The organism is Catonella morbi ATCC 51271, from assembly GCF_000160035.2.
Lineage (GTDB): Bacteria > Bacillota > Clostridia > Lachnospirales > Lachnospiraceae > Catonella > Catonella morbi.
Genome location: NZ_KI535371.1, coordinates 16,918 through 30,759, shown reverse-complemented (window position 1 = coordinate 30,759; position 13,842 = coordinate 16,918). Strand labels below are relative to the sequence as shown.

Below are 13,842 nucleotides of genomic sequence, written 5' to 3'. Positions count from 1 at the left end.
CCTATTTTATATTTGCAACTAAGCCTGGAAACTTTATATTTATATCATTATGAGTCTGCAATAAACTTACCGGGAACTCTGTAGTCCTCTCTCCATAAGCCGCCCTTCTTACAACAGCCCTGTGCCAATCCCTAAAACAGCCAAGCCTTATCCTTTTAGCCTCTGAAATTTCCTTAAAGCCTATGGTAATACAGTATTTCGGCATGTCCTCTATGGCTCCATTTAAAGCACCTGCTGCGTTAATTGCCCTTGTCTCCGGTTTTATTTCAAGTATTCTCGTCTGAAGGTTTTTAAACTCCTCCTCGTTAAGCTGCTCCTCAGGCTCGTTAAATGCTACATGTCCATTTATGCCTATTCCTCCAAAGCAGATATCAACACCACCTAATTTCTCAATAAGCTCAGAAATATAATTAAGATTTTGAGGATCCGGAAAAACCCGATTACTTTCAGGCATTACCAAAGCTTTATCTATTTTATCATATACTTCATTTTTCATAAATCCCCTAAAACTTAAAGGATCGTCTTTATCTATCCATTCTTTTTCTTCCGTCAAATATTCATCCATATTTATAAACCAGGTATCCTTAAGGCTTACTTTCTTAAGATTGACTGTTTCTACAAAATATTTATATTGTCCCACAGGTCCAACCGGGCAAATAAACACAGTATTCTTGCCGGCTGCATTATTTTTTTCTATTTCAGCTACCATCTCTTCTGCCATTGACCTAAAAACAGTCTCACCGTCTTCCATAGGAATAAGTTCTATTTTAGGTGACTTTAACAATTCTTCCTTTGAATAACTATAATAATCGTGTCTCATGCCTTCCTCCTTTAAAGCTTATAAAGCTGCCGGAAGTTTGTTCTCTTCCGGCAGCTGAGTTTTTATTTACAGTTTATTTGCCTGCTTCTATCATTACGTCAAGCATTACATAGTCTTTAACTGCCGGATCGCCTTCAACTGCGCCTGCTGCTATAAAGTCTTTTTTCTGAAGCTCATAGTACTTCTCAACAGTTCCGTCTGCTGCACCTGCTGCAACTTCCTTACCTGTCAGCCAGTCTGCATCACCTCTCTGGGCATATACTGTATCTTTGTCACTTGCAATACGTTTTGCTATAAGTTCTGAAGTTTCCTCCTGATGATCCTTAGCCGCATAATCCATAGCCTTAAATAAAGCTCTTGTATATCTTACAAGAATATCTCTCTTTTCTGTAGCAAACTTAGGCATTACTATCCAGCTTGCAAGAGAAACTGTTTTATCCTTAAATGTGAGGTTATCTGAAAGCTTTGTGGCATCCTTCATCTCATCCAGAATCTTAAGGGTATTTGGTGACCAGGTAGCACAAGCATCCACACCGCCTGAAAGCATTGCTGTTACTATAGCTGAAGCATCCATATCTACTGCTTCTATATCAGTAATCTTCATTCCTTCTTTAGCAAGTGTTTTTACCAGGATATCTTCACTTGAAGTTCCTGAAGAATAAGCAACTTTCTTACCCTTAAGATCAGCTATTGTTTTAATGTCTTTTCCACCGATTACAGCATCACCATTTGATATATGTGAAAGTGCAAAAATTGAAGCCTTACCATTGATGCAGAGCTTATGTGCGCCCTGACCGATATAACCTATATCAATGCTTCCAGACTCCATGGCTGCTATAATTGTAGGGCCGTCCTGAAACTCGGTAAGATTAACAGTAATTCCTTCTTCCTCTAAATATCCCTGTGCAATAGCATTTTCTACTGCCCAAAGACTTCCGTAGTTAGGCATATAAGCCACATTTAATGTAACAGCTTCAGGCTTTGTGCTTGCCGGTGTCTCACTCTTGGTCTCTGACTTGGTTTCAGATGCCTGTTTTGCAGAGCTTACTGTCTGTGTACTTGCAGAACTTGCTTTTTTCTCTGACTCAGGCTTTGCAGCATTTCCGCCACATCCAGCTAATGAACCTGCAAGTAAGGTTGCACAAAGTGCCAGTCCTAAAATTCTTTTTTTCATAACTTCTCCTCCTATTTAGTAAAACTATCCTGTTTTTACAGGCTTACTACTTTTTAATTTCAAGATATTCTTTATATACCTGGCTCCAGATATGATTTTTAAGCTCCAGAAATCTAGGTGACATCTTAGTTTCCTGATCTCTTGGATATGGAATATCTATCTCCACTATCTCCTTGATTCTTCCTGGTCTTGCACTCATTATAATAACCCTCTGGGCAAGGATAATAGCCTCATCAACATCATGGGTTATGAAAAAGCAGGTCTTTTTCTCTTTTTCCCATGTCTCCAAAAGCTCCTGCTGAAGCTGGGTTCTTGTCTGGGCATCCAAAGCTCCAAAAGGCTCATCCATAAGAAGGATGGAAGGATTTACTGCATAAGCCCTCGCTATCGCAACTCTCTGCTTCATTCCGCCGGAAAGCTCCTTTGGAAAATGCTCAGCGAACTCTTCAAGCTGAACCATCTTTATATATTTCATTGCAATATCTTCTGCTTCTTTTCCCTTAATTCCTTTAAGCTCAAGCCCAAACATAACATTTTGTTTTACTGTAAGCCAGGGAAATAATGCATACTGCTGAAATACAACTCCTCTCTCAGTTCCTGTCCCCTTAACAAGCTTACCGTCACAATAAACCTCTCCGGATGTAGGCTCTGAAAGTCCTGCAATTATGTTAAGCAGAGTTGATTTTCCACAGCCTGAAGGACCTACAACACAGATAAATTCATTTTCCTTAATATCAAGGTCAACTCCATTTAAGGCAATCATCTCGCCGTTTCTGGTGTTAAATATTTTCTTAAGCTTTTTTATTTGAAGCTTCACATCACCGCTTACACTTCTCTCTTCTCCTGCCATGAAGTAAACCTCCTCTCCAGATATTTAACAAGCTTTTCAACCAACATTCCTATTATACCGATTATAATTATATACATAAGCATTGGTGCCGATTCAAAGCTGTTGTTAAGAGAACGTATTCTCATTCCAAGTCCTGCAACAGCTCCTGTAGACTCAGCTGCAATAAGAGTTGTGAGAGCTGTAGAACTACCAAGTCTTATCGCTGTAATTATAAATGGGAGGGTAGCCGGCGCAATAACTCTGAAAAATATATCTCTATCTGTTGCTCCAAGCACTCTTGCCGCCTTTATAAGAGTTTCATCCACATTTACAACGCCCTGATAGATAGTAACTGTCATTATAAGGAAGGTTGCAATAGTAATTACTATAATCTGTGGTTTCCTTCCTACACCGGCAGAAATAACTACAAGAGGTACATAAGCAAGAGGTGGAATATTTCTGATAAACTGAATCCAGGGCTCTATTATATTTCTTACAGGTGCATACCAGGCCATCAGAATTGCTGTAGGTAAGGAAAGTACAAAGCCTAATAAAAATCCTACACTTACAGAAATTAGACTGCTTGTTATATCTGTAAAGAACACACCCCTATCCATCATAGTCTTTATTGACTCTAAAGTTAAAACTACGTTAGGAAAGCTTCTTGCAGTCTGCGGATTTAAAGATAATAAGTACCACAGTATCATTGCCACTATAAACGAAAACAACAGCCATAACCACTTAGGGATTGCAGCTAACTTACCGGTTTTTTTCATAGTAATTATTTCCTTTCATCAAGCTATGGTTATTGTACCACTATATTTATCTGAATATAAGGGTGATTTTTTATCATCCTTTTTTATTTTAGTTCTTTATCTGCAAACAGCTCTCCTTTATCTTCATTTTTCTGAAATATTCATTTTCCTTAGGTATCCACTCAGCTATAAATCTCCTGAGCATAAATTCGCCGTTTCTTTTTCTTATCCTTTCAATCTGCACTTCATAATCTGCCTCAACAAAGATTTGAAATTTATACGGACAGCCAAAATACGGATGGCAGGAATAGGAGCCTTCTATGATATTAAGCCTCTCGTATTTTAAGGTTTCCTTATATTTCAAAACGAAATCAGGGTGAATGCAGTTATATACTTCAACCGTTTCACCCTTTTTAAGAGGGTCTATTATCTCTTTTTTGAATCTTTCATAATCAACATTGCCGCCTGTTTCTTTAAGTCTGTTTTCTGTTCTTTGATAGCTTTGTAAATAATAATCATCCATATGAAACACATTCCCACCCAAATCCTTTTGAAGCCTCGCTGCAAGTGTAGTCTTACCTGCAGCACAATTTCCGTCAATCGCAATTAAAATAGGTGTCTCATTTGTACCCTGTAAATATTTTGATACAGTATTTTTAATTTCATCATAAGAATATTTCATTTCATACCTATATAGTTTCTATAGCTGTAGTCCTATGTTTTGCAAGATAGTACATAATTGCAGGAATTATGATTAACTGTCCAATTATACCCGGAATTGCATTAATAAAAGCACCGGCTATAAACATCTGAAGCGTAAGTCCTTTGCCAACCATCTTAAACAGTATGAAGGTTACAACTCCCCACACTACTCTTCCTGAAAGCATAGCCACAATTAAAGCAGGGTATGCTGAGCCTTTACTTTTCTGAACAACCACATAGACAAGTCCCGCAACCGCACCATAGGTAGCAAGCTCAAATGCCATTGCTGTAGCTATAGGAAAAAGGGGTGGCATACTAAATATAAAGCTTCTTAAAAGCGGTGTTATAAATCCTGCCAAAGCTCCATAGCCTGCTCCGCAAATAAGGCCACATATTATAATTGGAAAATGCATAGGCAGGAGCATATTACCTATCATAGGCACATTAGCCGTTATCATGGGTAAAGTAAGCCCAATGGCTATAAATAATGCTGTTAATACCATCTTTTTATTTCTTATCATTCTTCTTACCTCTTTACTTTCTTGTTGATTCCCTTATAATCAACTTAAAAGGAATCATCATTATTACATTTATGTCATTTCCATTCAATATTCTGTCTACTATGAATTTGGCAGCCTTCTTCCCTAGTTGTTCTTTAGGAATACTGACTGTAGTTAGCATTGGTACAGAAAATCCTGCCATCGCAATATCATCAATCCCTATTACTGAAATATCCTTCGGAATCTTTATATTTTCCTCAGTCAAAGCCTTTATAGCTCCCAGTGCAGCCAAATCATTACCGCAAAACAAGCCTTCAGGAAGAACACCCTTATTTAAAAATATCTTCATCTTGTCATAAGCTGTTTGAAGTCTAAATGAGCTTTCTATAGTATAGTCATCAACTTCTCTGCTAAAACCTCTCTGTCTCATAAAGTCTTTGTATGCTTTGTATCTTGCTTCACTTTTTGTTTCTCCAAGATAAAAAATCTTCCTGATTCCAATACTTTCAAGATGCTTAAGTGCCAACATCCCCGCTTCGTATCCGTCACAAATTACCTGGTCTATATCGCCATCTATCTTATTAAGTCCTACATAAACCACATATTTATTATACTTACATACAAGAGTAATAATCTTTTTATCAGGACGTCCAAGAATAATAACTCCATCCACCTTTTCATTCTTTAGGAAGGTCTCCAGTACCGCCTGTGGAAGTCCTTTATTATAAATGGAATACTTCATAATAAAGCCCTGTCTTAAAAGCTCTGTTTCAAGTGCTCTTGATATTTCTGAGAAAAAAGGATCGCTTTGGTCTGTATCAGCCCTTGCAAATACACAAGCTATTGTTCTCAGGCTGTCCCGTTCAGTTTCACTGCTTCTCTTTAGGAGTTGGGCTGCTGTATTCGGCACATAGTTTAACTCCTTTGCAGTCTGCCATATTTTGTCCTGAAGCTTAGAATTTGCGGCCTTTACCGAATTACCATTTATCACTCTTGAAACTGTAGACACAGATATTCCCAGTTTTTCTGCAATATCTTTAAGGGTTGTATTTTTTTCCATGGTTTTCCCCCTGCCTTATAAGGTAAGCTTATTGTAACATATATTTAGGCAAATTAATACGCAAACTTACGCAAACGTTATCATATTGTTATATAAAAAGAAGCTGCCCTGATTTCAATTCAAAGGCAGCAATATACTCTCTACAATAAATAATAACATCATTCACAAGTAAGCCGAACCTTAGGCTGTAAAATTAGCGGTTACAGCCTAAGTACTGAGTTTAAGTACATTAATCCCCTATTATTCACTCTATAGGTCACAGGCTCTTATTCTGCACACTACAATAGGATAAACCTCTTTCAATCTGTGACTATGGGTGATATTACTTCAAATATCTATCCGCAACAGGCATTGTATCATCTTTCATCATAAGATGAACTGCCGCAGTAGTGAAAGTTCTTGGAAGAGCAAGAATATTAGGATTCTTTGGCAGATATTTAAGTCTTGCATCCTTAAGGGCTTCTTCAAAGGTATCTCTTGTCTTTAATCCCATTGCCCTGGCATATCCCGGTTTTTCAGCCCCTACTATATAGATGGCAGAGGTATGTTTTTCAGCCAGATGTCCACAAGATATCATGCTGAAGCCGTGGAAAGGATGAAAGGCATTTGCATAACGGTATTTTCTGATGTACTCCTCATTAGTTGCAAAATACTCACCATATCTGTTAAGGTCAACCAAAGTATTGCCTTCCTCTTTGAAAAGTTCAAATAACTCAGGCAGGTAAGGCCAAAGCCTCTCGTTAAAATATCCGTTACAGGTACTTGAGCATATAAATACACAGTTGTCGCTCATTATCCTCTTATGACGAATAACCTGAGCTGATAAAGCCTGCATAAGCATAATTGGGTTTGTCCCCATACCGTCTCCGTAATGGAAGAACTGAGGCATGCCAAATACAATTACATCATATTTTTTCTCTGCAAAAGGCACATAAGTCCTCTGATTTCCCATTACCCATGCTTTTTCCTGAACTCCATCTGCCGTACCTGAATTTATTTCAATCTGCCTTGACTTTGTATCAAGAACTGCATCACAGCAGAAAAACTTCTTTCCCATACATTTTTCCATATATGAGCCAATCTCATCAAACTTATGACGCATTGCAGAGCTGTTATTTACCGGAACAAAGTCCTCTCTGTGCATTACCTTTGGCACATGGTGGCTAGCTATGGAACGCCAATGTGTAATACCTGTTGCACAATGCTTATAGCCGCCTGAATAACCTCCATAAGGATTGCCCTGTGTATGTCCTATAAGTACTGCAAAATCAGAATCGTAAACATACTTATTCATAATGACAGGATCACCCTGAGGAGTCTTGCCTAAGTCTACAAGATGTTCATAATCCTCGCTATCATGGTTGATAATCTGACCTGTATGTATGAATTCAAAAAACAATTCATCACCAAGTACGCCTCTTATCTCTTTTTCGGTATTTTTCCTATGAAGCCCGTTTGAACATATAAGTAGGATATCTTCTTTTTTAACTCCTGCATCATAAAGTTCCTGAAGAATTAGCTTTATAGAAATTTTTCTGTGTGATGTAGGCTGCTCCCCACCCTTTACTCTGTCCGGGAAGATGATTGTAACCTTGCTTCCCTCCTTAACCTGCTTACTTATAGGCTCCATCCCTATTGGATGTCTTATAGAATAAAGTGTTTTCTCTATAAGAAGCTCCTCCGGTATATGAGGTGGATCTGCCACAGTCTCACCCGGTATAAATATATCTGTATTATCAGGCAATTCTGCCTTCATAAAGCCATGTCCATATTCAAAATTTAAGTTCATGTTTACCTCCGATTGTAATAATTATCTTACTTATTCAAATTTTTAGTATTCTCCTGCTTTAATCATATTGTCAAACAACACATAGTCCGATACAGGCGGATCTACTTCTACCGCACCTGATTCTATAAATTGTTTCTTCTGTAATTCATAATATTTTTCGATACTTCCATCAGTTGCACCTTTAGACACTTCCTTTCCTGTAAGCCATTTAGCATCTGATCTCTGTGCAAAAACAACACTATAATCCTGTGCAGTTTGTGCCGCTATATACTTTGAAGTTTCTTCAAAATGGTCATTTGCGGCATAATCCATTGCCTTGAACAATGCTCTTGTAAACCTTAATATTATGTCTGCATTTTTTTTTGCATAATCAGGGATAACCACCCAACTGTCAAGAGAAACTGTTTTGTCGGAAAACGTCATGTTATCAGTTAGTTTTACTGCACCCTGCATTTCCTCTAAGATTTTAATTGTATTCGGTGACCAAGTCGCACAAGCATCTACTGAACCGGATAACATTGATGTAACTATAGTCGCTGCATCCATGTCTATAGCCTCAATATCATTCATTTTCATTCCTACTTTGTTAAGGGAATTAACAAGGATATCCTCACTTGAACTTCCTGAGGAATATGCGACCTTTTTGCCCTTGAGTTCTTCAACTTTAGTAATTCCGTTCGCCGCTATAACAGCATCACTATTTGAAATGTGTGAAAGTGCAATTATTTTTGCTTTACCATTTATACAAAGTTTGTGTGCACCCTGACCAATAAATCCTATATCTATACTTCCTGACTCCATTGCTGCTATTATGGTAGGTCCATCCTGAAACTCTACAAGATTTACTTTTAATCCTTCTTCTTCTAAATATCCCTTGTTAATTGCATTTTCAATTGCCCAAAGACTACAATAGTTTGGCATATAGGCAATATTTAGTTCTGCTGTTTCAGTCTTGTTCTCAGACGTTAAAGTCTTCTGCTTCTTATCTGACGCTGTACTAACCGGCTTATCAGTCTTTTTCTCTATTTGAGACCCACAACCTGTAAGAATTACTGCTACAATACACATAATTACTGCCATAACTTTGACTATTTTTTTCATAAATACCTCCTTATGTGATTTATTCGCTAATTACTTCTATTATTATAACCATATAGTCATATCTCCCTTTGGTTAAAATAATCCCCATGTGTAAACCTTACATTAACCCAGATACAATCTTATTATCTCCAGGTATTCCTCCGGATAAAAGCCTATTTCTCCTGAGAATCTGGTCAGTGCAATAAGTCCTCCGTCTACACCTTCTATCTTTGAAATAGAAGCAGCATTATCACTTTTAAGTCCTCCACCATAAAGCACAGGAACGTTAACAATTGACTTTATAAAGTCAGCCACTTCTTTAATTTCTTCGGCTGTTGCCGGAGTTTTTCCGGGACCTATTGCCCAAAGAGGTTCATAAGCTATTTTTACCTTAGTAAGGTCTATCCCCTTTAAGCCCTCTTCTATCTGGAGTTTAAGCACTTCATTCCAGGAAGTCTGTCTTTCTTCAAGACTCTCTCCAATGCAATATAAAGGTGAAATCCCGGCTTCTATGGCAAGTGCGATTTCTTTATTTAATATCTTATTAACTAAGGTCTTATCTTCTTTACCCGCCATAGAAAGCAGGTTATTCTTATCTTTTCTTTCTTCAAAATGACCTATAATTACATCTTTCACACCAATCTGTTTCATTGCTGCCGCTACTCTGTGAGTTGTAAAGGCACCAAAGTTGCCGCCTTTACTTACATTTTCATAGAAGATTCCCTGGCAACCTACGGATAAGGTATCGTCAGCAGCTTCTAAGGCATTAAATAAATGTAGTTCAGGAAGATACATTACAAATTCTGCATCTGATTTTGCCTTGATTTCCTTTAATGGCTCAAGCACCTTTTTTATTATATTGCTTGACCAGTTTTTTATGTCTGTATCACCGTTTACACCACCGAATTCTCTAAGTACATCAAATCTTTTTAAATTAAGATATAAATACTTTTTCATTATTTCACCTTACTTTCTACTATTGTAGTATTCTGCCATTTCGCAAAGAGTATGAGTCTTTACAAGCGGCATTTTACCAACACTTCCAAATTTAACAATCAGAGTTCCTACTGTTTCCTTAACTGCCAGTTCCACTTCCCTAACTATCTCAGCCACACCCTCATTTGGAACATTTCCATACATAATTGTATCCATAATCGGATGTAAATATGCTCTCGGATCAGAAACCTTAGGATTAGTTTCAAGAAGGTTAAATATTTCATCACAATACTGTACATTTTTAAGTTCAGGTCTGTTCTTAAATAATTCCCTTACATTTCTTGTAGTAGCAAGCCTTATATCTGTGTCGACATTTATCTTGTTAATTCCACTCTTTGTTACCTCTACGAGCTGATTTACATCAATTCCGTAAGCATTGGTTATATCTCCGCCCAGTTCATTTATTTCTTTAACTATATACTGAGGAACTGTTGAAGAACCATGGCTTACAAGGAAACCGTCGATTCCCTCATGTCTCATTATCTCTTTAATTGCAATTGCAATTTCTTTTCTTATAACTGCATTTTTGCCTTTATTTGGTCCATGCATAGTTCCATAACTTATTGCAAGAGCATCTACCTCTGTCTTTTTAAAGAAATCCAGAGCCTGTAAAGGGTTGGTATAACTGCTTTTTTCGCTGAATACATCATCCTCAACTCCTGCAAGCACTCCAAGTTCGCCTTCTACAGACACTCCTCTTTCGTGAGCATATTTTACCACTTCTCTGGTAAGTTCCACATTTTTTTCATAAGGAAGACTGCTGCCATCTATCATTACACTTGTATAGCCCCCATCTATCGCAGCCTTGCAGGCATCAAAGTCATTACCATGATCTAAGTGTAATACTACAGGTACCTTGCTGTTTTCTGCATATTTTCTGACCGCATCACCTATATTTTTAGCTCCCTTTTTCTTGTCCTCAAGTGTGCATTTTGCAAAATCAATACAACCACCCATAAAGCCATTGGCAAGGTTAGCTCCCTGAATAATGGCAGGACTTCTTAATTCCTCATGTATCTCTACAAGAGCCTTAATCTGTGCTACCGAGTTTGCATTAAATGCACCCTGTCCATATAAATTCTCATCTGCCGCCTTTAAAACATCCCTCATATTTACTAACATTTTCATCACCTCGTTAATATTAAATAGTGTTTGCTTACTTAAAGCTTACCATTTCATTTCCTATGCTTCCAACAAGAGGCTCACACCATTTTATAAATTCTTCTGTCACTCCATTTTTAGCTTCATTTATAAAATTCTCCGGAACCTTTTTTTCAAACATCATAACTTCTTTTATATCTACAGCTGTAGTAGAAATATTGTAGCCATCACCGTTATTTCTTGACAGGGCTATCATCTTGCCACTCTCACCTGATATTACAGCTTTTGCCGCCTCTTTTCCCACCAACACAGCCTCTTCTACATCAACCTCACTTTGAAGTGTAATCGAAGCCCTGCCTAAGAGTCCCGGCTTCTCGCCTCTTGCTTTATAGCCAAGCTCTTTAATTACCAGATTGGCAAGGTGTGAGCTGATGTCTCCGAAGTAGGTTGCACGCCCTACCTTAAATATAGGCTTTACTATAGGCTTACCCTCTTTATCACTCAGACCTTCACTTGCAACAACCACTATGCCCGACTTAGTCTTAAGCTTCTCCTTAACATCCTCAAGGAATTTTTCTTCCGAAAATGGTATTTCAGGCAAATAAATCAAATCCGGTGCATACCTTCCTGTTTTATCTGCAAGAGCACTTGCTGCCGTTATCCAGCCTGCATTTCTTCCTGAGGCTTCTACCACAACCACATGGATAGGTAAGCTTTCCACATCATAACAAAGCTCCCTTACACTGGTTGCTATGTATCTGGCTGCACTACCAAAGCCCGGACTATGATCGGTAATTGCCAGGTCATTATCCATAGTCTTGGGAATTCCAACTACAGATATGTCTTTATTTAGTCTTTTACAGGTTTCATATAACTTTCCACAGGTATCCATGGTACCATTACCACCGTTGAAGAGCACATACTTTATATTGTACTTCTCAAGTATAACTATCATCTTTTCATAATCTTCTTTTTCTAAAGGATCTCTTGATGTGCCTATAGCTGTTCCCGGTGTTTGTTTTAAAAGTTCAAGCTTTTCATCTGAAACATCTGTAAGTTCAAGTAATTCTTCCTTTAACAAACCTCCGGTTCCGTTCTTAGCCGCATAAATTTTTCCTATCTTACGTTCTGCCTTTGCATAGACAATAACCCCATATAAAGAAGAGTTAATCACAGCAGTCGGACCTCCGCCATGAATAACTATTAGATTATCTGCCATATAGCTCCTCCCATTTATTTTACATGATAAGTAAGTTCAAATTCCTTTACTAAGCCTTCATATTATATCATAGCATTTACGCAAACATTTTCTATAAAAAATTATGCAAACGTTATCGTTAATAATAATACTGATATAAATACCCCCTATAATCAGCTTTAAAACATCAATATCAATATACTATTTTTATAATTGACTCCCACCAAATTGTATGTTAAATTTGTCTTATACAGAAAGTATTCAGCAATTCTCTTTGAATCATTTACAAAGCAGATAGGGGAAATACTTTCGGATAGGGGGAAACTATGATTAAACTAAAAACTGCAAAAAAACTATTGTCACCGGTAACAGCTGCTCTGATGGCTGTTGTACTCATCCAGCCTGTCACTTCTATTAAGGCTGCCGAAACCAAATATCCTTCTAAGATAATTGCGGATTATCAGAATGAAGGCAATGACATTTACAGCAAATATGATGATGTATTTGAATATTCGGACGGGTTGGCCGTTGTTAGAAGGGGAAGTAAGTACGGCTATGTAGATGCAAACGGCAAGGAAATAATTAAGCTTAAATATGAGGCCGCCGAGGATTTTAATGATGGACTTGCAGCTGTTATGCTCAAAGGAAAATGGGGATTTATCAACAAAAAAGGAAAGACAGTTATTCCTTTTAAATACAGTTTTGTCGGTAAATATGCCTATGGAAGAATAGCCGCTAAGTTTAAAGGTAAAATGGGTTATTTAGATGGCAAGGGAAAGGTTGTAATTCCTTTTAAATATGAGCGAACTTATAATTTCCAAGGGAACCTCGGACAGGTAGAAAACAACTATAAGACAGGCTATATCAACAGAAACGGAAAAATTATTACTCCTATTAAATATGATGAACTCTTTGCTTTTGATGAAGGTATGTCTCTTGCTGTGTTAAATGACAGATATGGTTATATAGATAAAACCGGTAAAGTTGCCATCAAGTTTAAGTATGATAGGGCTTATGCTTTTAGAAATGACTTAGCTATAGTTACTGTTGACGGTAAATCCGGCTTCATAAACAGACGCGGTAAAGTTCTGGTACCTATCAAATATGACGAGGTAAACCTTTTTGAAAACGGGCTTGCTAAAGTTATGATTGATGATAAGTGGGGTTTCATTAACAACAGAGGCAAGGCAAGAGTTCCTCTTAAATATGATGAAGTCCGCTCCTTCAATGATGGTTATGTTCAGGTTATGCTTGACAATAAATGGGGGTTTGTAAATAAACAGGGCAAGGAAGTAGTTACACCAAAATATGATAAGGCCTATGCTTTCTATAACGGATTTGCCTGTGTATCAAATAACAATAAGTGGGGCTTCATAGACAAGACCGGAAAAGAAATTACCGAACTCAAGTATGATGAAGCATATGATTTCTACAATAACTATGCAAATGTATCTATTAATAAAAAACAAGGTCTTATAGATATAACCGGTAAAGAAATTGTTCCTACTAAGTATGATACTGTATATGCTTTATTATATAGTGATTTCATTATTGTGATAAATAATAATAAATTCGGTTGTTTAAATAAAGACGGTGAAGAAATCATAGAACTAAAGTATGAAGATATCACTGAATTATACGGAGACCTGATAGCACTCAAGCTAAACGGAAAATGGGGTATACTTAACTCAAAGAATGAAGTAATCCAGCCTTTTAAGTATGACAGTATTCAAGCAGTAAATGATGATGAGGCTGAAGCTAAGCTTGATGGAAAGACCTTTAAGATAGATTACAAGGGAGAAGCTACTCCTAAGTAATACTAATAAAGAAACAGAACA

13 protein-coding genes are annotated in these 13,842 nt (G+C 37.3%); 1 reads left to right on the top strand and 12 read right to left on the bottom strand.

All coding sequences use genetic code 11. The features are described from left to right. Position 1: 1 nt before the first annotated feature. The 12 genes from GCWU000282_RS14685 to GCWU000282_RS14630 all read right to left on the bottom strand — a co-directional run bounded on the left by GCWU000282_RS14685 (position 2) and on the right by GCWU000282_RS14630 (position 12,025). The gene (locus GCWU000282_RS14685; protein WP_023355973.1) at positions 2-820 is read right to left on the bottom strand and encodes a sugar phosphate isomerase family; all 819 of its coding nucleotides are present in this window, start codon (positions 818-820) and stop codon (positions 2-4) included. A 73-nt stretch (positions 821-893) separates the two neighbouring features. After that, a complete protein-coding gene (locus tag GCWU000282_RS14680) occupies positions 894-1,994 on the bottom strand; it encodes an ABC transporter substrate-binding protein (RefSeq protein ID WP_023355972.1) in 1,101 nt (366 codons plus the stop codon). A gap of 46 nt (positions 1,995-2,040) precedes the next feature. Then, on the bottom strand, positions 2,041-2,844 hold the full coding sequence (locus GCWU000282_RS14675; protein ID WP_023355971.1) for an ABC transporter ATP-binding protein: 804 nt from the start codon (positions 2,842-2,844) through the stop codon (positions 2,041-2,043). Next, positions 2,820-3,599, bottom strand: coding sequence for an ABC transporter permease (locus GCWU000282_RS14670; protein ID WP_023355970.1), 780 nt, complete (start codon positions 3,597-3,599; stop codon positions 2,820-2,822). The genes GCWU000282_RS14675 and GCWU000282_RS14670 overlap by 25 nt, the downstream gene beginning before the upstream one ends. An 88-nt stretch (positions 3,600-3,687) precedes the next feature. Next, a complete protein-coding gene (locus GCWU000282_RS14665; RefSeq protein ID WP_023355969.1) occupies positions 3,688-4,260 on the bottom strand; it encodes a uridine kinase family protein in 573 nt (190 codons plus the stop codon). A 7-nt stretch (positions 4,261-4,267) separates the two neighbouring features. Then, entirely contained in the window at positions 4,268-4,801 is a 534-nt protein-coding gene (locus GCWU000282_RS14660; protein WP_023355968.1) for an ECF transporter S component, read from the bottom strand. Between the two features lie 13 nt (positions 4,802-4,814). Beyond that, positions 4,815-5,840 carry a LacI family DNA-binding transcriptional regulator gene (locus GCWU000282_RS14655; RefSeq protein ID WP_023355967.1) on the bottom strand — a complete coding sequence of 342 codons (1,026 nt, stop codon included), beginning with the start codon at positions 5,838-5,840 and terminating at the stop codon, positions 4,815-4,817. A gap of 322 nt (positions 5,841-6,162) precedes the next feature. Continuing rightward, entirely contained in the window at positions 6,163-7,629 is a 1,467-nt protein-coding gene (locus tag GCWU000282_RS14650) for a lactate racemase domain-containing protein (RefSeq protein WP_023355966.1), read from the bottom strand. Between the two features lie 42 nt (positions 7,630-7,671). Beyond that, positions 7,672-8,730, bottom strand: coding sequence for an ABC transporter substrate-binding protein (locus GCWU000282_RS14645; protein ID WP_023355965.1), 1,059 nt, complete (start codon positions 8,728-8,730; stop codon positions 7,672-7,674). Positions 8,731-8,832: 102 nt separating this feature from the next. Continuing rightward, on the bottom strand, positions 8,833-9,666 hold the full coding sequence (locus tag GCWU000282_RS14640; RefSeq protein ID WP_023355964.1) for a triose-phosphate isomerase family protein: 834 nt from the start codon (positions 9,664-9,666) through the stop codon (positions 8,833-8,835). A 9-nt stretch (positions 9,667-9,675) separates the two neighbouring features. Then, positions 9,676-10,827 carry a class II fructose-bisphosphate aldolase gene (locus GCWU000282_RS14635; RefSeq protein WP_035041370.1) on the bottom strand — a complete coding sequence of 384 codons (1,152 nt, stop codon included), beginning with the start codon at positions 10,825-10,827 and terminating at the stop codon, positions 9,676-9,678. A 34-nt stretch (positions 10,828-10,861) separates the two neighbouring features. Beyond that, on the bottom strand, positions 10,862-12,025 hold the full coding sequence (locus GCWU000282_RS14630; RefSeq protein WP_023355962.1) for a diphosphate--fructose-6-phosphate 1-phosphotransferase: 1,164 nt from the start codon (positions 12,023-12,025) through the stop codon (positions 10,862-10,864). Positions 12,026-12,330: 305 nt separating this feature from the next. Here GCWU000282_RS14630 and GCWU000282_RS14625 point away from each other — a divergent pair, with 305 nt between their 5' ends. Continuing rightward, positions 12,331-13,821, top strand: a complete 1,491-nt coding sequence (locus GCWU000282_RS14625; RefSeq protein WP_023355961.1) for a WG repeat-containing protein — start codon at positions 12,331-12,333, stop codon at positions 13,819-13,821. Positions 13,822-13,842 lie beyond the last annotated feature (21 nt).

What these genes read in the sequence shown, in the direction of transcription:
- GCWU000282_RS14685 (WP_023355973.1), bottom strand. Translation starts at nt 820, where the DNA reads ATGAGACACGATTATTATAGTTATTCAAAGGAAGAATTGTTAAAGTCA.
- GCWU000282_RS14680 (WP_023355972.1), bottom strand. Translation starts at nt 1,994, where the DNA reads ATGAAAAAAAGAATTTTAGGACTGGCACTTTGTGCAACCTTACTTGCA.
- GCWU000282_RS14675 (WP_023355971.1), bottom strand. Translation starts at nt 2,844, where the DNA reads ATGGCAGGAGAAGAGAGAAGTGTAAGCGGTGATGTGAAGCTTCAAATA.
- GCWU000282_RS14670 (WP_023355970.1), bottom strand. Translation starts at nt 3,599, where the DNA reads ATGAAAAAAACCGGTAAGTTAGCTGCAATCCCTAAGTGGTTATGGCTG.
- GCWU000282_RS14665 (WP_023355969.1), bottom strand. Translation starts at nt 4,260, where the DNA reads ATGAAATATTCTTATGATGAAATTAAAAATACTGTATCAAAATATTTA.
- GCWU000282_RS14660 (WP_023355968.1), bottom strand. Translation starts at nt 4,801, where the DNA reads ATGATAAGAAATAAAAAGATGGTATTAACAGCATTATTTATAGCCATT.
- GCWU000282_RS14655 (WP_023355967.1), bottom strand. Translation starts at nt 5,840, where the DNA reads ATGGAAAAAAATACAACCCTTAAAGATATTGCAGAAAAACTGGGAATA.
- GCWU000282_RS14650 (WP_023355966.1), bottom strand. Translation starts at nt 7,629, where the DNA reads ATGAACTTAAATTTTGAATATGGACATGGCTTTATGAAGGCAGAATTG.
- GCWU000282_RS14645 (WP_023355965.1), bottom strand. Translation starts at nt 8,730, where the DNA reads ATGAAAAAAATAGTCAAAGTTATGGCAGTAATTATGTGTATTGTAGCA.
- GCWU000282_RS14640 (WP_023355964.1), bottom strand. Translation starts at nt 9,666, where the DNA reads ATGAAAAAGTATTTATATCTTAATTTAAAAAGATTTGATGTACTTAGA.
- GCWU000282_RS14635 (WP_035041370.1), bottom strand. Translation starts at nt 10,827, where the DNA reads ATGTTAGTAAATATGAGGGATGTTTTAAAGGCGGCAGATGAGAATTTA.
- GCWU000282_RS14630 (WP_023355962.1), bottom strand. Translation starts at nt 12,025, where the DNA reads ATGGCAGATAATCTAATAGTTATTCATGGCGGAGGTCCGACTGCTGTG.
- GCWU000282_RS14625 (WP_023355961.1), top strand. Translation starts at nt 12,331, where the DNA reads ATGATTAAACTAAAAACTGCAAAAAAACTATTGTCACCGGTAACAGCT.